General features: G+C 64.9%; 18 protein-coding genes. 10 read left to right on the forward strand and 8 right to left on the reverse strand.

Annotated features, from left to right (window positions below; translation table 11 throughout):
• Together mobA and ACZ7GB_RS06020 are read left to right on the forward strand one after the other, a co-directional pair.
• On the forward strand, positions 1 to 603 hold the full coding sequence (gene mobA, locus ACZ7GB_RS06015; protein WP_472157971.1) for a molybdenum cofactor guanylyltransferase MobA: 603 nt from the start codon (positions 1 to 3) through the stop codon (positions 601 to 603).
• A complete protein-coding gene (locus ACZ7GB_RS06020) occupies positions 600 to 1,187 on the forward strand; it encodes a GNAT family N-acetyltransferase (RefSeq protein ID WP_472157972.1) in 588 nt (195 codons plus the stop codon). Before mobA ends, ACZ7GB_RS06020 begins: the two co-directional genes overlap by 4 nt.
• 81 nt (positions 1,188 to 1,268) lie before the next feature.
• On the opposite strand, the gene ACZ7GB_RS06025 is transcribed toward ACZ7GB_RS06020, so the two are convergent.
• Both ACZ7GB_RS06025 and greA read right to left on the reverse strand, forming a co-directional pair.
• Positions 1,269 to 2,315, reverse strand: coding sequence for a hypothetical protein (locus tag ACZ7GB_RS06025; RefSeq protein ID WP_232621654.1), 1,047 nt, complete (start codon positions 2,313 to 2,315; stop codon positions 1,269 to 1,271).
• A 57-nt stretch (positions 2,316 to 2,372) separates the two neighbouring features.
• Entirely contained in the window at positions 2,373 to 2,843 is a 471-nt protein-coding gene (gene greA, locus ACZ7GB_RS06030) for a transcription elongation factor GreA (RefSeq protein ID WP_078548983.1), read from the reverse strand.
• A 237-nt stretch (positions 2,844 to 3,080) separates the two neighbouring features.
• Between greA and ACZ7GB_RS06035 the strand changes: the two genes are divergently transcribed.
• The 3 genes from ACZ7GB_RS06035 to ACZ7GB_RS06045 are packed head-to-tail and all read left to right on the forward strand — an operon-like array spanning position 3,081 to position 6,383.
• On the forward strand, positions 3,081 to 4,727 hold the full coding sequence (locus tag ACZ7GB_RS06035; RefSeq protein WP_472157973.1) for an electron transfer flavoprotein-ubiquinone oxidoreductase: 1,647 nt from the start codon (positions 3,081 to 3,083) through the stop codon (positions 4,725 to 4,727).
• Between the two features lie 53 nt (positions 4,728 to 4,780).
• Positions 4,781 to 5,701 (forward strand): hypothetical protein, encoded by a 921-nt coding sequence (locus tag ACZ7GB_RS06040; protein ID WP_472157974.1) that lies wholly within the window; start codon positions 4,781 to 4,783, stop codon positions 5,699 to 5,701.
• A gap of 31 nt (positions 5,702 to 5,732) precedes the next feature.
• Positions 5,733 to 6,383 (forward strand): acetyltransferase, encoded by a 651-nt coding sequence (locus ACZ7GB_RS06045; protein ID WP_472157975.1) that lies wholly within the window; start codon positions 5,733 to 5,735, stop codon positions 6,381 to 6,383.
• Between the two features lie 2 nt (positions 6,384 to 6,385).
• Here the strand turns inward: ACZ7GB_RS06045 and ACZ7GB_RS06050 are convergent, their stop codons facing one another.
• Positions 6,386 to 7,363 (reverse strand): DegT/DnrJ/EryC1/StrS family aminotransferase, encoded by a 978-nt coding sequence (locus tag ACZ7GB_RS06050; RefSeq protein ID WP_472157976.1) that lies wholly within the window; start codon positions 7,361 to 7,363, stop codon positions 6,386 to 6,388.
• A gap of 338 nt (positions 7,364 to 7,701) precedes the next feature.
• Between ACZ7GB_RS06050 and ACZ7GB_RS06055 the strand changes: the two genes are divergently transcribed.
• Entirely contained in the window at positions 7,702 to 9,576 is a 1,875-nt protein-coding gene (locus ACZ7GB_RS06055) for a tetratricopeptide repeat protein (RefSeq protein WP_472157977.1), read from the forward strand.
• Entirely contained in the window at positions 9,563 to 10,444 is an 882-nt protein-coding gene (locus tag ACZ7GB_RS06060) for a 4-(cytidine 5'-diphospho)-2-C-methyl-D-erythritol kinase (RefSeq protein WP_472157978.1), read from the forward strand. Before ACZ7GB_RS06055 ends, ACZ7GB_RS06060 begins: the two co-directional genes overlap by 14 nt.
• A 46-nt stretch (positions 10,445 to 10,490) precedes the next feature.
• Here the strand turns inward: ACZ7GB_RS06060 and ACZ7GB_RS06065 are convergent, their stop codons facing one another.
• The gene (locus ACZ7GB_RS06065; RefSeq protein ID WP_472157979.1) at positions 10,491 to 11,525 is read right to left on the reverse strand and encodes a polyprenyl synthetase family protein; all 1,035 of its coding nucleotides are present in this window, start codon (positions 11,523 to 11,525) and stop codon (positions 10,491 to 10,493) included.
• Positions 11,526 to 11,561: 36 nt separating this feature from the next.
• Between ACZ7GB_RS06065 and ACZ7GB_RS06070 the strand changes: the two genes are divergently transcribed.
• From ACZ7GB_RS06070 to ACZ7GB_RS06080, 3 genes are all read left to right on the forward strand, one after another.
• Positions 11,562 to 11,774: a putative signal transducing protein gene (locus ACZ7GB_RS06070; protein WP_075773958.1), complete on the forward strand. Its 213-nt coding sequence runs from the start codon at positions 11,562 to 11,564 to the stop codon at positions 11,772 to 11,774.
• 5 nt (positions 11,775 to 11,779) lie between these two features.
• Positions 11,780 to 12,547 (forward strand): tRNA1(Val) (adenine(37)-N6)-methyltransferase, encoded by a 768-nt coding sequence (locus ACZ7GB_RS06075; protein ID WP_472157980.1) that lies wholly within the window; start codon positions 11,780 to 11,782, stop codon positions 12,545 to 12,547.
• A 118-nt stretch (positions 12,548 to 12,665) separates the two neighbouring features.
• Complete coding sequence (locus tag ACZ7GB_RS06080) at positions 12,666 to 12,833, forward strand: YdcH family protein (protein WP_078548964.1); 168 nt, start codon at positions 12,666 to 12,668, stop codon at positions 12,831 to 12,833.
• An 80-nt stretch (positions 12,834 to 12,913) separates the two neighbouring features.
• On the opposite strand, the gene yddG is transcribed toward ACZ7GB_RS06080, so the two are convergent.
• The 4 genes from yddG to ACZ7GB_RS06100 all read right to left on the reverse strand — a co-directional run bounded on the left by yddG (position 12,914) and on the right by ACZ7GB_RS06100 (position 16,889).
• Positions 12,914 to 13,834: an aromatic amino acid exporter YddG gene (gene yddG / locus ACZ7GB_RS06085; protein WP_472157981.1), complete on the reverse strand. Its 921-nt coding sequence runs from the start codon at positions 13,832 to 13,834 to the stop codon at positions 12,914 to 12,916.
• 67 nt (positions 13,835 to 13,901) lie between these two features.
• A complete protein-coding gene (gene phbB, locus ACZ7GB_RS06090) occupies positions 13,902 to 14,624 on the reverse strand; it encodes a beta-ketoacyl-ACP reductase (RefSeq protein ID WP_078569828.1) in 723 nt (240 codons plus the stop codon).
• Between the two features lie 105 nt (positions 14,625 to 14,729).
• Positions 14,730 to 15,905 (reverse strand): acetyl-CoA C-acetyltransferase, encoded by a 1,176-nt coding sequence (locus tag ACZ7GB_RS06095; protein WP_078522528.1) that lies wholly within the window; start codon positions 15,903 to 15,905, stop codon positions 14,730 to 14,732.
• 141 nt (positions 15,906 to 16,046) lie between these two features.
• On the reverse strand, positions 16,047 to 16,889 hold the full coding sequence (locus tag ACZ7GB_RS06100) for an EAL domain-containing protein (protein ID WP_472157982.1): 843 nt from the start codon (positions 16,887 to 16,889) through the stop codon (positions 16,047 to 16,049).
• Positions 16,890 to 16,979: the final 90 nt, after the last annotated feature.

Here is a 16,979-nt window from a genome sequence, read left to right on the forward strand (position 1 = left end):
TTGACCGCTGGCGAAGATGTCGGGCCGCGTGTGGTCGCGGTGATCCTTGCGGGCGGGCAGGGGCGGCGCATGGGCGGCGTCGACAAGGCGACGGTGATGCTCGCCGGACGTCCGCTGTTTGCCCATGTCGCGGCGCGGATCGGCCCGCAGGTGGCCAGGCTCGCGATCTCGGCCAATGGCGCCGCGCTGCGATTCGCCCCGATCCCTGTGCTGCCCGATCCGCCCCAGCGGCGCGGCGAGGGGCCTCTGGCGGGGCTCCTGAGCGCGCTCGACTGGGCGGCGGAGCAGGGCGCGGAGCGGCTGCTATGCGTGCCTGTCGATACGCCCTTCCTGCCCCATGATCTGGTCGCGCGGCTAAGCGGCGCTGGCGCTGCGGCCTATGCTGCTTCGGGTGGCCGTGACCATCCGAGCGTGGCGCTATGCCCGGTCGACGACCGCGCGCGCATCGCAGAGCTGTTCGCCTCGGGCGAGCGGCGCTTGCGCGCGGCTTTCCCGGACGCGGCGCCGGTGGAATTCGAGGGCAGCCCCGACCCGTTCACCAATCTCAACACGCCGGAAGATCTCGCAGCGGCGGCCGCGCATCTGGTGGAGGCGACACGGTGACTCAGGTGTCGATCCGGCACGGGCTCGCACGCGAGCATCGCACGGCTGCGGCGGGGCTCTACTGGCAGGCCTTCGGCGGCAAGCTCGGGCGGGTGATGGGCCCCGAGCCGCGCGCCCTGGGCTTCATCGCCGACGTGATCGACCCCAGCCACGCGCTCTCGGCGCTCGACGGCAACGGCACGCTCGTCGGGGTGGTCGGGTTTCGCACCCATCGCGGCTCCTTCGTCGGCGGAAGCTGGTCCGATCTGCGCAGCCATTACGGGCGCCGCGGCGGGCTCTGGCGTGGCGCCTGCCTGCATCTTCTGGCGCATGATCTGCCCGCGGGCGGGATGATGGTCGACGGGATCGCGGTGCGGCCCGAGCTGCGCGGGGCGGGCATAGGGCGCGCGCTGATCGAGGCGCTGTCCCATGAGGCGCGCAGGCGCGGCTATGCGGCGCTCTGCCTCGACGTGATCGACGAGAATCTGCGCGCACGTGCCTTGTATCAACGGCTGGGCTTCGAGGTCACGGGGCGGCGCACATCGCGGCTGACGCGGCTGGTCTTCGACTTCCGGTCGGTGCAACTGATGCGCCGCGCGCTGTGAAGGCTCTGCCTCCGCCGCGCCCATTCGTATTGGCAAAAATATCCCGGGGGTGAGGGCGAAGCCCGAGGGGGCGGGCCCCCCTCAGTCGAAACTTCCGGTGACGCGCCCCAGCAGCATGAAGGCGCGCGCGGTGCGGGTCTCGGCCATCTCGGCGATGTCCTGATCCGACGCGTTCTTTTCGAACTCCGCGAAGGTGCGGTCGAACTGGCGCAGGAAATGATGCGCCACGTCGCGGAAGATCGTGTCGCCGCGCATCCGGCCTGCGCTGAGCGCCAGAGACGAGCGGTCGCGGATGCCGCCGAGGCTGGTGATCTCGCGCCCGCGCTCGCCTTGGGCGAAGCGACGCCACAGCTCGGGCCGGGCGCGGTCGGGCTTGAGGTCATCCATGTAGATGCCGTCCTGCGCGAGCAGGTTCAGCACATCCTGCGCCGAGCGCAGCAGCTTCGCCGTCGAACGGTCTTCGAGGGCACGGCGCAACGCGCGGAAGCCTTCGGTATCGTCGGGCGAATCCGGGAAGTTCAGGGCGCGGACGAAATCCGCGACCGAGAGCGGCGCGCGCAACTCCTCGGCAGGGGTGCCGAGCGCCAGCATCGGTTCGCTGTCATCGGGCCGCGGCGGGGGCGGGGCCACCAGCGCCGCCTTGCGATCGGCCGAGGGCTGGCTCGCCTGCACGTCGCGGCGCGAGGCGAAGGTCGCGATGGTGGTTTCGGCCTGCCGGGCGACGGCGGCGATCTCGTCGAGCTTCTTCTCGACATTCTGATCGGTGCGCAGCGCCTGCTGATTGAGCCAGGCCGTGCGCATTGCCTCGATGGATTGCTTGAGAGCGGCGGTCTCGGCGCGCATCTCGCGGGTTGCGCGGGCCGTTACGGCCGCGACCCAGATCATCACGATCGGCACCGCCATCCCGACGACGAGGCTGACGGTGGCGAACAGCGATGCGGCGCGCGCGATCCCCGGGGCGAAGAACCAGAAGGCCACGACCATGAAAACCCACAGGAGGCTAAGCCCCAGCGCGATCCATTCCGGCGCGCCGGGGTATCGCGTCTTGAGGCGTGGACGACCGGCAGGCGATTGCGGTCCGCCGGGCATGGCGAACCGGTCCTTGTCCTGCTCTGCGGGTCCTTCCATTCAGGCTCTCCGTCAGTGGCGCGCGGTGAAATGCTCACCGCGCAGGGGACGACCGCGTCAGGCGAAAACGATCTTTAGGATTTCGTAGGCCTTGTCGCCGCCCGGGGTGCGAACCTCGACCGAGTCGCCCTCGTCCTTGCCGATCAGCGCACGCGCCAGCGGCGATTTCATGTTGAGCTTGCCCTTCTCCAGATCGGCCTCGGGCTCGCCGACGATCTGGTAGGTCTTCTCTTCGTCGGTGTCCTCGTCGACGATGGTGACGGTCGCGCCGAATTTCACAGCACCCGTCATCTTCGACGGGTCAATCACCTCGGCCCGGCCCAGAAGCCCTTCGAGCTCCTTGATCCGGCCTTCGATAAAGCCCTGCTTCTCGCGTGCCGAATGGTATTCGGCATTCTCCGAGAGGTCGCCCAATTCCCGCGCTTCCGCGATCGCAGCAATGATCGCAGGCCGCTCTTCGGACTTGAGCTTTTTCAATTCTGTATTGAGCGCGTCGAAACCCGCGCGCGTCATCGGTTGTTTGTCCATGGAAGGCTCCCGAATTCGGAACTGTCCCCAATTCAGGGCATCTAAATCTTCTCTGCCCCCCGGAAGTCAAGTGGACAGCGCGATTTTCGCGGCGAATTGCCGATCTCCTCAGTCTGGGAAGGGATTGTAATTTGGCGCAAGATTGTTGCGCGGCATCGCAGCGTAACAATTGCCTCGTTACGCGAGGTAGGCTAGGCAGGACGCCAGCTAGGACGACCAGCAAGGGGTTCGACAGACATGACCGACGTGACGCGCGAGTCGATGGAATATGATGTGGTGATCGTGGGCGCGGGGCCTGCAGGGCTTTCGGCGGCGATCCGTCTCAAGCAGATCGACCCGGAGCTCGAGGTCGTCGTGCTCGAGAAGGGCTCGGAAGTGGGCGCGCATATCCTGTCGGGCGCGGTGCTCGACACCAGCGGGTTGGATCAGCTGATCCCCGACTGGAAGGACAAGGGCGCGCCGATCACTGTGCCGGTCAAGAAAGACAATTTCTACATGCTGGGCGAGGCCGGGGCGATGCGCATCCCGAACTGGCCGATGCCGCCGCTGATGTCGAACCACGGCAAATACATCGTCTCGATGGGCAATGTCTGCCGCTGGATGGCCGAGCAGGCCGAAGGTCTCGGTGTCGAGATCTTCCCCGGTATGGCCGCCTCGGAAATCGTTTGGGACGGTGACCGCGTCGCCGGTGTCGTCGCGGGCGAATTCGGCAAGAACCCCGATGGCACGGAAGGCCCGGGCTACGAGCCGGGTATGGAGCTGCGCGGCAAATACGTGATGATGGCCGAAGGCGTGCGCGGCTCGCTCGCCAAGGTGGTGATGGAGAAGCACAACCTCTCCGACGGTCACTGCCCGCAGAAATTCGGCCTCGGCATGAAGGAAATCTGGGAGATCGACCCGGAGAAGCACCGCGAAGGCACCGTGACCCACACGATGGGCTGGCCGCTGGGCGGTAACGCTGGCGGCGGGTCGTTCATCTACCACCTCGAGAACAATCAGGTCTATGTCGGATTCGTGGTGCACCTGAACTACGAGAACCCGCATCTCTATCCCTACATGGAATTTCAGCGCTTCAAGCATCACCCGATGGTCGCGGAACTGCTCGAAGGCGGCAAGCGCGTGGCTTACGGCGCGCGGGCGATCTCGGAAGGCGGCTGGCAGTCTATCCCGAAACTGACCGTGCCGGGGGCGGTACTGCTGGGCTGTTCGGCGGGGCTCGTGAACGTGCCGCGCATCAAGGGCAACCATAACGCGATGCTGTCGGGCATCGCGGCGGCGGAAGCTGCGGCAGAGGCGATCAAAGGTGGCCGTTCGGGCGATGAGCTGACCGAATACGAAGCCGATCTGCGCTCGGGTCCGATCGCGAACGACCTCAAGAAGGTCCGCAACGTGAAGCCGATGTGGTCGAAATGGGGGATGGTCCCCTCGCTCGTCCTCGGCGGGCTCGACATGTGGACCAACGACCTCTTCGGTTTCTCGCTGTTCGGCACGCTCAAGCATGGCAAATCGGATGCGAAAGCGACCGGCGAGGCGAAGAACTTCAAGCCGATCGACTACCCCAAACCCGATGGCAAGCTGAGCTTCGACCGCCTGACCAATGTCAGCTTCTCGAACACCAACCATGAAGAGAGCCAGCCCTGCCACCTGAAGCTGAAGGATCCGTCGATCCCGATCTCGGTGAACCTGCCGAAATATGACGAGCCCGCGCAGCGCTACTGCCCGGCGGGCGTCTACGAGGTGGTCGGCGAGGGCGACGACGCGAAGTTCCAGATCAACTTCCAGAACTGCGTCCACTGCAAGACCTGCGACATCAAGGACCCGAGCCAGAACATCAACTGGACCACCCCGCAGGGCGGCGACGGGCCGAACTACCCGAACATGTGATCGCGAAAGGGGCCTGAGGGCCCCTTTTGCACCGGACTCTGGGAAGGCCGAATATGCCGACGCAAGCCCCGACTGGCTCGTTTCCGACCCGGCCGATCGTCGTGGTCTGTCGCCCCTTCGACGAAAACAGCGGGGGGCAGATCGTGCTCCACTCGCTGATCGACCGCATGCGGCGTCTCGGCGTCGACGCCTATGCGAGCCAGCCCTACAAGACGTACCGATCCCTGCGCCCTGCATGGCTTGGCGCGTTGAAGCGCTGGAACTATCGCCGGAAGCTGCCGGACTTTGCCGCGCATGAGAGCATGGATGTGCCCATGGCCTCCGATGCGGTCCTTGGCGATGCGATCGTTGTCTATCCGGAGACGGTCAGGGGCAACCCGCTCGAAGCCGAGCGCGTGGCCCGCTGGCTGCTGAACCGCCCCGGCCTGTTGGGCGGCAATGAGACCCTCGATCCGAGCGAGGAAGTCTTCTTCTATCAGGAAGCCTTCGCCGAAGGTCTGGCCCCCGTGTCCCCCGATCGTCTGCTGCGGGTGCGGTGGCTGCGCGAGGACATCTATCGGGATGAAAACCGTTCGCGCTCCGGCAGTTGCCGGATGATCCGGAAGGGAACGGATACGATTTCGCAAATCCCGGAAGGCGACCGCGCTATTCCGCTCGACGGTCTCAGTCACCAAGAAATCGCCGAGGTCTTCAATAAGACCGAAGTTTTCTACTGCCACGACCTCTACACGATGTACGCCTATTACGCGGCGCTGTCGGGCTGTGTGCCGGTGGTCGTCCCACGTCCGGGCTTGAGTGCGGAGGATTGGCGGGACGGCTTCGAGTTGAAGCACGGGGTCGCTTATGGTGAGGAGGAGATCGACTGGGCGCGCGCGACGCGCGATCAGTTGATTGCCGACATGGCAGCGGCCAGAGAGCAGGAAACCGAGAATGTCTTGCGCTTTCTCGCTATTCTGAAAGAGCGCTTCGGCTGATCGCGCCGGCTGCGAGGAGGAATTTGTGCCCATGCGAAACATCGTGATCTATGGCTGCGGCGGCTTCGGGCGCGAAGTGCTTCAGGTGATTCATGCGATTAACGCGGAGGCCGCGACATGGAACGTGCTCGGTTTCGCGGTCGATCCCGGCATTGAGCACCCGGAGACGGTCCACGGGCTGCCGGTCACCTCCGATCTGTCCACCTTCGGAGACGATCCGCTGCCGGATGTCGTGATCGCGATTGGGTCTCCGGCTGCACGCAAGGGCATTGCGACCCGTTTGGGCGCGCGCGGACACGCTTTTCCGGTGCTGGTGCATCCGAGGGCGTGGCTCGGTGAGAATGTCCGGCTGAGCGACGGTGTCATCATTTGCGCAGACGCCTGCCTGACGACCGATATCGAGCTGTCCGATCATGTTCACATCAATCTCAGCGCGACGGTCGGGCATGATGTGGAAATCGGATCCTTCTCGACGATCAGCCCGGGGGCGAATATCTCGGGCAATGTCCGCTTGGCGGAGGAAGTCGAGATCGGCACCGGGGCGAGCATCATTCAACGCATCCCCGTCGGCCGGGCTTCGGTGATCGGCGCGGGGGCTGCTGTGGTCCGGGAAATTCCCGAAAACAGTGTCGCGGTGGGAGTCCCCGCGAAGGTTATCCAGACCAAGAGCGATCCCGCCTGAGTTCAGAGCAGGCGCTCGATCGCCTCCCGCAAATCCCGGTCGCTCAGCAGGGCGACATCGGGATGCGTCGGGATGTTGACGAGATTGCGATACAGCTCCGTCGTCTTCGGCAGGTCAGCCAGCGGTTTGTAATATTTTCCGAAGGTCAGCTGTTTGCTGTCCAAGATCGTTTCCAAAGGGATTTCCATCGCTGCAAGATAACCCCAGCTCATGGCGGGCGCGCCGATGTTGAATGGCGTCAAAGGGCGCAGGCCAAGCTGGCGCGCGATGTCATGGACGCGCTCGGCCTGCTCGAAATACTCTTTCTCCCAAGTGTCGACCCGCTCGAGGCGGTCGATCAGAAAGGCGCACGAAATGTCGGAAATCTTGCCGTTGTTCACCCAGCAAGACGGTTCCGCTGGAACCGCCCCGTAATTGATCAGGCTGTAGAACTCTTCGGACAGCTCTGAGGGTGTAATCGCAAGACCACCTTCGCCCATGCCATAAGGCTTGGTGTGGTGCAGGCTGAGCGCCTGCCACGGCCAGTCGGGCAAATCGCGGCTGATCCCCGCCGCGTTATCCAGAAGCAGGAGTTTCCCGGTGGCCTTGGCGTATTCGATATAGGCGGAGAAGTCCCGATGAAGGCCGAACGGATTCACGACGACGAGCCCGTCGAAACTGTCTTCGGGAAGCGCCTTCAACTGATCCAGGTCGAGAAGCCCCTGATCGTCGCAATCGACAAAGTGCATATCGGCGAAGTGGCCGCGTCCCAGGTTCTGAAAGCTGAACGCGGAGCCGACCCATCGCAGCGCGCGCCCCTCGCGCAGCGCCAGAAGCTTCGCCATCGCCTCCAATGCAATTCCGGCGTTCGCGCAGGGCGTGACGGATGTTTGCGGTCCGAAGCTGAAATGCGCAGCGAATGATTCTACGAGCTTTCGATACAGAGGGCCGCGATTTGCCCAGCTGTTTTCGCCACTGCAGAGATCGAGCAGCGTGGTCACTCGAGTCATATCGGGAGATTTGGCGTTGATGAACTTGACTTGGGTATCAGTCACAAGGTGATCGTCTTTCAACTCGAAGAAGAATTTACAGGCAGACTGCTAACCTTAAAGATGTGCAATCTGCAAATACTCGTTATGCGTAGCCTTCGAGCCTGGCGAATTCTCGTCGTCTCGCCTGAAGCTGTGGTTGAGTATCCGCGCGCGACGACTTTACGTCAATTCCCTCATCACAACGCCGTGTCTGCGCAGGCGGCCTCCCGCGTGCGGTGGTTCGGCTCATTGTAATGCCCGCAGCGCGCCGTTACGCTCGATTTCAACCCGAATGAGAGGACCGTTTCGTGTCGAGTTTGAAGACCCCGCTGCGCCTTGCGCTCTTCGCCCTCTTGATGGGCTCCACCGCGCCGATGCCGCTGCTGGCTCAGGATGCGCCGAAGGCTGGCAGCGCCGAAGATGCGGCGCAGGCTGCCGATGACGCCGAGGCCAAAGGCGATGCTGGCGACACCGCGAATGACCCGAGCCCGGCAGAGGCGGGGGCTTATCTCGCCGCGCGCATCGCGTCGCAGCAATTCGATTTCGCCGAGGCCGCGCATTACTACCGCCAATTGATGACCAGCGGCGATACCAGCGGCGCGACCGCGGAAGCGACGCTCGTCTCCGAGATTGCGATCGCCGATTTCGAACGCGCCACGCCGCTTGCGCAGCAGATGGTCGAGGCCGGAACCGGCAGCCAGATCGCGGCGCTCACCGCGCTGGCGGCCGATGCGCATGACAAGAACTGGACCGGGGCGCTCGCGCTTCTCGACAGCGGTGCCGATCCCGGGCCGCTCGTGGGCGGTCTTACCAAGGCCTGGGCGTTGGCGGGCGACGGCAAGATGTCCGACGCTTCCGCAGCCTTCGACGAAGTCGGCAAGCAGCAGGGCCTTGCGGCCTTCGCGGGCTTCCACAAGGCGCTCGCGCTGGCGCTGGTCGGCGATTACGAAGGTGCCGATGCGATCCTGAGCGGTGAGCATGGCGAAAAGATCACCTCGACCCGGCGCGGTGTGCTGGCCCATGTCGAAGTGCTCTCGCAGCTCGAGAAGAACAAAGAGGCGCTGAAGCTTATCGAGGATCGCTTCGGCAAGGATCTCGACCCGCAGCTGAAGGACATTCGCACCAAGCTGGAGGCGGGCGACACGCTGCCCTTCGACGTCGTGCGCAACGCGTCCGACGGGGTGGCGGAGGTCTATTATTCGGTCGCGCAGGCGCTGATCGGGGATGCGCCCGACACGTTCACGCTGGTGCATTCGCGGCTGGCGAACATGATCCGCCCCGACATGGATGATGCGACGCTGCTGACCGCGTCGATGCTCGACCAGCAGGGCCAATACGACCTTGCCATCGAAGCCTATGCCGACATCAAGCCCGACAGCCCGATCTACCACGCCGCCGAGATCGGGCGCGCGGAATCGATGGTGCGCGCGGGCCGCAACGATGCGGCGATCGAAGTGCTCGAGAACCTGTCGCGCAGCCGTCCCAAGCTCGTGGGCGTCTGGACCGCTCTGGGCGACACGCTGCGCCGCGAGAGCCGCTTTGCCGAGGCTGCAAAAGCCTATGACAAGGCGATCGACCTGCTCGGCCAGCCCGAGCCGAAGGATTGGTTCGTCTGGTATTCGCGCGCCATCGCGCAGGAACGCTCGGGCAATTGGGACGAGGCCGAGAAGGGCTTCCGCGAGGCGCTGCGCCTCTCGCCCGATCAGCCCTCGGTGCTCAACTATCTGGGCTATTCTTACGTGGACAAGGGCGAAAATCTCGACGAGGCGCTCGACATGATCCGCAAGGCCGCCGCCGAGCGTCCCGATGCCGGCTTCATCATCGACAGCCTCGGCTGGGCGCTGTTCAAGCTTGGCCATTATCAGGAGGCGGCCGAGAAGATGGAGCGCGCCGTGGAGCTCGAGCCGCGCGATCCGCTGCTCAACGACCACCTGGGCGATGTGCTCTGGGCCGTGGGCCGTCAGCGCGAGGCGAAATTCCAGTGGCGCCGCGCGTTGTCCTTCGCGACCGACGATGCGGAGACCACCGAGGAGCTTGATCCCGACGCGATCCGCCGCAAGATCGAGGTGGGTCTGGACCAGCTGCGCAAGGAGCAGGGTCTGCCGCCGCTCGAGGATAAGGGCCCGAGCAAGGATACTGCTAAGGCTGCCCCCGAAACTCCCGCGAGCGATGCGAACAATTGACGCCTTCGCGCCGGCGAAGATCAACCTGACGCTCCATGTCATCGGCCAGCGGGCCGATGGCTATCACTTGCTCGAAAGCCTCGTGGCCTTCGGGCCGATGGGAGATCGGCTGGTGCTGCGCGACAGCGACGCGCTCTCGCTCAGCGTGGCAGGACCCGAGGCCGCAGGCGTGCCTGCCGACCCGTCGAACCTCGTGCTGAAGGCCGCGTCCCTCCTGTCGCGCCCGGCAGGGCAGGGAGCCGAGATCCATCTCGACAAATATCTGCCGCCCGCTTCGGGGATTGGCGGTGGATCGTCCGACGCGGCGGCTGCGCTGCGCGGGCTGGCTGCGCTTTGGGGCCAGCCGCTTCCGGCAGAGACCGCGCAACTCGGGGCAGACGTGCCAATGTGCCTGACGCCGCACCCCCAGCGCGTACGCGGTATCGGCGAGATGCTCGACCCCGTGGCCCTGCCGCCGCTGCCCGCGCTTCTGGTCAATCCGCGCGTGGAAGTGTCGACGCCTGCGATCTTCAAAGGGCTCGATTCGAAGGACAATCCCCCGATGCCGGAAGCGTTTCCGAGCTTCACTGGCGCGGCCGATTGCATCGACTGGCTCGCGACCCAGCGCAACGACCTGCAAGCCCCCGCCATCGCCTCCGCCCCGGTGATCGGGGAGGTTCTGGACGGGCTTATGACGCTGCCCGGCTGCCGCCTCGCGCGGATGTCGGGCTCGGGCGCCACCTGTTTCGCGCTGTTCGAGACGCTGGACGGGGCGCAGGCCGCCGAGGCGATGCTGGCCCGACGTCGCCCCGACTGGTGGCGCGCCTCCGGCATGCTCGGCGATCAGACGCAAAAGGCGCAGCCCCAAAGCCGCGCCTCTTCCTCTTGACCCAAATATCCCGGGGGGAGCCCGCAGGGCGGGGGGCGGAGCCCCCTCAGCGCAGCCGCGCGACCACGTAATCCGCCAGATCGTCCAGCATCTGCCGCAGATCGCTCTCGGGCAGCACCTTGAGCCGCTCGCGCCCGCGATCGGCCCATTCGAGGGCAGCCGCGCGGGTCTCCTCCAGCGCGCCGGTCGCGTGCAGCAATTCCAGCGCATGCTCCAGATCGCCGTCGCGCTGGTCGCCCTTGTCGATGGTGCGGGTCCAGAAGGCGCGGGCGTCCGCGTCGGCTTTCGCCAGCGCCTTGATCAGCGGCAGGGTCAGTTTGCGCTCGCGGAAATCGTCGCCCACGTTCTTGCCCATCGTCTCGGCGTCACTGAGATAATCCAGCAAATCGTCGACCACCTGGAACGCGATCCCGAGGCTTTCGCCGTAATCGTGCAGCGCCGCGATCTGATCCTCCGGTGCACCGGCCAGAACCGCGCCCGCCTCGGTCGCCGCCGAGAACAGCGCCGCGGTCTTGCCGCGCACCACCTTGTAATAGGTGTCCTCGGTCGTGTTCAGGTCTTCCGCGGCCGAGAGCTGCAGAACCTCGCCCTCGGTGATGACGGCGGAGGCGTTCGACAGGATCGACAGAACCCGCAGGTTGTCGGTGTCGGTCATCAACTGGAACGACCGCGCGAAGAGGTAATCGCCAACGAGCACGCTCGACTTGTTGTCCCAGAGCAGGTTCGCGGTCGGGCGGCCCCGGCGCTGCTTGCTCTCGTCGACCACATCGTCATGCAGCAGCGTCGCGGTATGGATGAACTCGACCGCCGCCGCGAGGTTGTGATGCAGATTGCCCTCGTAGCCGCACAGCCGCGCCGCCGCGACGGTCAGCATCGGCCGCAGCCGTTTGCCGCCCGCGCCGACCAGATGGGCGGTCACTTCGGGGATGCGCGGCGCGTTCTCCGAGGCCATGCGCTCGGCGATCAGCGCATCCACCGCCGCCATGTCGCTTGCCAAGGCTTCCGCGAGCCGGTCATGCGGTTTCGCCGTGTTGTCGGGCTTGTCGTCGAGGCTCATGTTCATCCCTTCGATCTGCCTCATCTCGACAGCCCTCGCAAGGGGCCGTAAGTGAGGGATATGAAAGAGCTACTGCGCAGCACGGACCCGGTGAAACTGGCCATGGCGACCGCCCTTCTCGAGGGCGAGGGTATAAGCACGTTTCAACTCGACGTCCATACGAGCGTGCTGGAAGGCTCGCTCGGAATCCTTCCGCGCCGCCTGATGGTGCGCGACAGCGACATGTTCATGGCGCAGGCGGTTCTGCGCGATAACGAGATCAAATCGGATTGATGCCCATGGATCGGTTCGGGCCCGATGAACTGACAGTCGATGGCTTTCTCGGCGGGCGGTTGCGCATCGCCCAGCCGCGCGCGGGCTACCGCGCGGCGATGGACCCGGTCCTGCTGGCAGCGGCCTGTCCGGCGCAGGCGGGCCAGTCGGTTCTGGAGCTCGGCTGCGGGGCAGGGGTGGCGAGCCTGTGTCTTGGCTGGCGGGTGTCGGGGCTTGCGCAAAGCGGGCTGGAACTGCAGCCCGCCTATGCCGATCTCGCCCGACGCAACGCGGCGGAGAACGGGATCGCGCTCGAGGTGATCGAGGGCGATCTGGCGAAGATGCCCGCCGATCTGCGGGCGCGCAGTTTCGATCATGTCATCGCCAACCCGCCCTATTTCGGGCCCGAGGATGGCACGCCCGCCGCCGATCCCGGCCGTGAGCGTGCGCAGCGCGAGGCGACGCCGATCAGCGCATGGCTCGACGCGGGGCTGCGGCGGCTCAAGCCCGAGGGGCGGATCACGCTGATCCAGCAGGCTGACCGTCTGGCGGACCTATTGGCGGGGCTGCACGGGCGGACCGGCGCGATCACCGTTCTGCCGATTGCGCCCCGAGTCGGCCGCGCAGCGCGCCGGGTGATCGTCACAGCGCGCAAAGGTGCACGGACCCCGCTGCAGCTTCTTGCGCCGCTGATCTTGCACTCGGCGCCGATGCACTCACGCGATGCAGAGGATTTGACGGAAATTGCGCGCGAAATCCTGCGCGAAGGTCAAAAATTGCCGATTCCGCGTTAACGCTTTCGCAAGATTTCGCGAAAATGCTGGGGATAACCCGTCGCTATACGACATTTCCGTGACACGACTCAAAACCTGTGCTGCAATCGACGGGCTGACAACTGGAGAGGAGACTGCCATGTCGCTTGGTTCGCATATCACCGAACTTCGCAAAAAACATGAGGCTCTGTCGATGGAGGTCGAGCGCGCATCGCGCAGACCCGGCATCGACGATCTCGAAATCGCTCAGATGAAAAGGCAAAAACTTAGGCTGAAAGAGGAAATCCGCCGCCTCGAAACGGCCTGAGGGCCCTCCCACGAGTTTAATCGGGCCGTCCTTCGGGGCGGCCCGTGTCGTTTGAAAGGGGCCTGTTAGCGCGCGGCGACTCAGGCCGAACCCTTCCGCGGTATCTCCTGCCCGGTCATATCCGGCGGCGGGGGCGCGGCGCGGCGACGCCGACCGCCCAGCGCCGCCAGCCCGGCGCCCCCGGCGATCATAGCCGCCGCTATCAGCAGGGTAGGCCGCGCGTCCGCAATCCCGACTGCGACCAACACCAGAGTCGAGACCAGCGGTGCGGCGTAAGAGGCGGTCCCCAGAAGCTGAATATCGCCGCGCTTCACGCCAAGATCCCATGTATAGAAGGCAAGCCCGACCGGCCCCAACCCCAAGCCGATCACCGAGGCCCAGCCGATCGCGCCCTGCGGCCAGATCGTCGGCTCCAGCGCCAGATGGGCGACGGCCGACAGGGCCGCGCTCGCGAGGCAATAGACCGCGACCGCCGCCGTCGGCACCGCGCCGAAGCGCCGCGACAGCAGCGAATAGCTCGACCATGTCAGCGCGCAGATCAGCGCCAGCCCATAGCCGGGCAGCGCCGCCGGATCGGCGGAAATCCCGCCCCCGAGGATCAGCGCCGCGCCCCCGAAAGCAAGCACCGCCCCCGCGATATGCCAAAGCGTCAGCCGCTCGCCGGGCAACAACCCGGAAAACAGCACGATCAGCAGGGGCCAGAGATAGGCGATCAGCCCGGCCTCGGCCGGGGGCGCGAGGCGCAGCGCCGAGAAATAGAGGAAATGATAGCCGAACAGCCCCGCGGTCCCGGCGAGATAGACCTTCCACGACACGTGCCGCAGCTGCCCCAGCGCACCGGTCGCTACCAGCCAGATCACGCCCACCGCGCCGCCCAACGCGAAACACAGCGCGTTCAGCATCAGGGGCGGCACCGGAGCCGATCCCACGGTGAACAGCGCCAGCAGCGCCCACAGCAATACCGCCGTGAACCCGATCGAAGTGGCCTTGCCGCGTGTCATGCTGTCCCCGCCAAAACAAAGAGGCCCGCAAAATGCGGGCCTCCGTCGAGAATGCCAAGAGGCGAAATCAGATGAAGTACTGGCCGCCATTCGCGGTGATCGTCGAGCCGGTGATGAAGCCCGCATCGTCGGAGGCGAGGAACACCACGCAGCGCGCGATTTCTTCGGGCTCGCCCAGACGACCGACCGGGATCTGGCCGATGATCGACTCGCGCACCTTCTCCGGCACCGCCATGACCATCTCGGTCGCGATATAGCCGGGGCAGATCGCGTTCACCGTGATGCCTGCGCGTGCGCCTTCCTGCGCCAGCGCCTTGGTGAAGCCCAGATCGCCCGCCTTCGCCGCCGAGTAATTCGCCTGAGCGAACTGACCTTTCTGGCCGTTGATCGAGGAGATGTTCACGACCCGGCCGAATTTGCGCTCGCGCATCTTCGTCCAGAGCGGGTGGGTCATGTTGAAGATGCCGCTGAGATTGGTGTCGATCACCTGGTTCCACTGCTCGCGGGTCATCTTGTGGAAGGGCGCGTCGCGGGTAATGCCCGCGTTGTTCACCAGAACGTCGATCGGGCCGACCTCGGATTCGATCTGCTCGATCCCCGCCGCGCAGGCGTCGTAATCGGCGACCGACCATTTGTAGGTCTTGATTCCCGTCTCCTCGGTGAACTTGGCCGCAGCCTCGTCATTGCCGGCATAGTTCGCGACGACCGTGTAGCCCGCCGCCTGCAGCGCCTTCGAGATCGCCGCGCCAATGCCGCGCGATCCGCCGGTGACCAATGCAACTCTCGCCATGATTCCTCCTCCAAATGGAATGCCCTTGAAATGCTGTTACCGAAAATGACAAGAGCGCGCAACAAAGTTGCGCGCTCTTTTTGCAGATGCAGCATTTTTTTGCCGTTAGAGGCCTTCAATGCACATTGCGACGCCCATACCGCCACCGATGCAGAGCGTGGCGAGGCCTTTTTTCGCGCCCTGACGCTTCATCTCGAAGAGCAGGGTGTTGAGGATTCGCGCGCCGCTGGCGCCGATCGGGTGGCCGATGGCGATGGCGCCGCCATTGACGTTCACCTTGCTGACGTCCCAACCCATGTCCTTGTTCACCGCGCAGGCCTGCGCTGCGAAGGCTTCGTTGGCTTCGATCAGGTCGAGATCGGAGGCTTTCCAGCCCGCCTTCTCAAGCGCCTTGCGCGAGGACGGGATCGGGCCGCAGCCCATGATCGACGGGTCGAGCCCGGCGGTCGCATAGGAGGCGATGCGAGCCAGCGGCGTGAGCCCGCGCTTCTCGGCCTCTTCCTCCGACATCAGCAGCACCGCGGCCGCACCGTCATTGATGCCGCTCGCGTTGCCCGCGGTCACCGAGCCGTCCTTGGCGAAGGCCGGGCGCAGCTTCTGCATGTTCTCGATCGTCGCGCCGTGGCGGATATATTCGTCCTGATCCACGACCGTGTCGCCCTTGCGCGTCTTCACGGTGAAGGCGGCGATCTCGTCGGCAAACTTGCCGGCCTTCTGCGCGGCCTCGGCCTTGTTCTGCGAAGCCAGCGCGAATTCGTCCTGCATCTCGCGCGAAATCTGCCACTGGGTGGCGACATTCTCGGCGGTCTGGCCCATGTGATAGCCGTTGAACGCGTCCCACAGACCGTCCTTGATCATCGAGTCGATCATCTTCATGTCGCCCATCTTCTGACCCGCGCGCAGATGCGCGACATGGGGGCTGAGCGACATGCTTTCCTGACCGCCCGCGACGACGATATCGGCATCGCCGCACATGATGTGCTGGGCGCCGAGCGCGACCGTGCGCAGGCCCGAACCGCAGACCTGGTTGATCGACCAGGCGGCGCTTTCGATCGGCAGGCCCGCGTTGATATGGGCTTGGCGGGCGGGGTTCTGGCCCTGGCCCGCGGTCAGCACCTGACCGAGGATCGTTTCGGACACATCGGACTTCTCGATCCCGGCGCGGGCGACGACGGCCTCGATCACGGCGGCGCCGAGGTCATGTGCGGGCGTATTGGCAAACGCGCCCAAAAACGAGCCGACGGGCGTGCGCGCGGCCGAGACGATGACGACATTGGTCATGGGATCCTCCTCATCACTTAAGCGGGCGCGACAGCGCGTCCGTTCTGCTGCTGCGCAGCATGGCGGAAGGGAACGAGAGGTCAAGCTTAATCCCGTCGCTCTGGAAATTGTTAACGCAACTTTATTGCGCTCTGGCTGGGGTCATGCACGTCTCCGTTGCGGTTCGTGAGACTGGCTCCACGGGGGGTGGATCGTCGGCGCGCCGAAGTAATAGCCCTGCATGCAATCGACGCCGAGGCTTGCCACATATTCGGCATCCTCCAGCGACTCGACCGCTTCGGCGATCGTGAACATCTCGAAATGGCGCGCCACGTCGAGCAGCGATTTCGTCAGCGCCTGATTGTCCGGATCGTGCGAGATGCCGCGGATGAACTGCCCATCGACCTTGATGATGTCGAAGTAGAAATCTCGCAGATAGCGGAAAGACGTGTAACCCGCCCCGAAATCGTCGAGCGCGAAACTGACGCCGCGGGCCTGCAAATCCTCCATGAAGACGCTGACGAGCTCGGGAATTTCCATCGCCGAGCTTTCGGTAATCTCCAATATGAGTCGCTCGCCGACGGTTTCATCGACCGCAAGGCCCCGATTGAGAACCTTGGTCCAGGACGCGTAGCCGATCGAGCGCGCCGACATATTGATCGCCAGGCGCAGATCCGGCTGCCCAAGAAGCGCTTTCAGACCCAGTTCGAGCGAGAGGCAATCGAGTTTCCGCCCGACCTCCGTACGTTCGATCGCGTTGATGAACTCCTTCGCGGGGATGATGCGCCCGCGATCGTCGAGAACCCGGATCAGGCCCTCGTAAAACGCGGGTCGGTCGGGGCGACAGGTCTGGATCACGGGCTGATAGGCCAGCATGACGTCTTGCCGGCCGATCGCCGCGCGCACCATGGCCAAGGCCTGCCGGCTTTGCTCGGCAGCCGCAAAGCTCAGCGGGCTATCTTCGTCACGATGCACCGGCATGGCCCTCGCGTCTCGATTCTTCATCTGCCCCTCCTTCGCCTTCGAGCCAAGCATCCGCGCAAGCGCCTAAGAAGGGGTAAAGACCGGGAAATAGGCCGGACTCGTGGTTAACGG

This window comes from Thioclava sp. PTB-PU3-1, from assembly GCF_055666785.1.

Bases quoted from the DNA above. Each gene is read 5' to 3' on its own strand.
- ACZ7GB_RS06025 (WP_232621654.1), bottom strand. From the start codon at position 2,315: ATGGAAGGACCCGCAGAGCAGGACAAGGACCGGTTCGCCATGCCCGGC.
- greA (WP_078548983.1), bottom strand. From the start codon at position 2,843: ATGGACAAACAACCGATGACGCGCGCGGGTTTCGACGCGCTCAATACA.
- ACZ7GB_RS06035 (WP_472157973.1), top strand. From the start codon at position 3,081: ATGACCGACGTGACGCGCGAGTCGATGGAATATGATGTGGTGATCGTG.
- ACZ7GB_RS06040 (WP_472157974.1), top strand. From the start codon at position 4,781: ATGCCGACGCAAGCCCCGACTGGCTCGTTTCCGACCCGGCCGATCGTC.
- ACZ7GB_RS06045 (WP_472157975.1), top strand. From the start codon at position 5,733: ATGCGAAACATCGTGATCTATGGCTGCGGCGGCTTCGGGCGCGAAGTG.
- ACZ7GB_RS06060 (WP_472157978.1), top strand. From the start codon at position 9,563: ATGCGAACAATTGACGCCTTCGCGCCGGCGAAGATCAACCTGACGCTC.
- ACZ7GB_RS06065 (WP_472157979.1), bottom strand. From the start codon at position 11,525: ATGAGGCAGATCGAAGGGATGAACATGAGCCTCGACGACAAGCCCGAC.
- ACZ7GB_RS06070 (WP_075773958.1), top strand. From the start codon at position 11,562: ATGAAAGAGCTACTGCGCAGCACGGACCCGGTGAAACTGGCCATGGCG.
- ACZ7GB_RS06075 (WP_472157980.1), top strand. From the start codon at position 11,780: ATGGATCGGTTCGGGCCCGATGAACTGACAGTCGATGGCTTTCTCGGC.
- ACZ7GB_RS06080 (WP_078548964.1), top strand. From the start codon at position 12,666: ATGTCGCTTGGTTCGCATATCACCGAACTTCGCAAAAAACATGAGGCT.
- yddG (WP_472157981.1), bottom strand. From the start codon at position 13,834: ATGACACGCGGCAAGGCCACTTCGATCGGGTTCACGGCGGTATTGCTG.
- phbB (WP_078569828.1), bottom strand. From the start codon at position 14,624: ATGGCGAGAGTTGCATTGGTCACCGGCGGATCGCGCGGCATTGGCGCG.
- ACZ7GB_RS06095 (WP_078522528.1), bottom strand. From the start codon at position 15,905: ATGACCAATGTCGTCATCGTCTCGGCCGCGCGCACGCCCGTCGGCTCG.
- ACZ7GB_RS06100 (WP_472157982.1), bottom strand. From the start codon at position 16,889: ATGAAGAATCGAGACGCGAGGGCCATGCCGGTGCATCGTGACGAAGAT.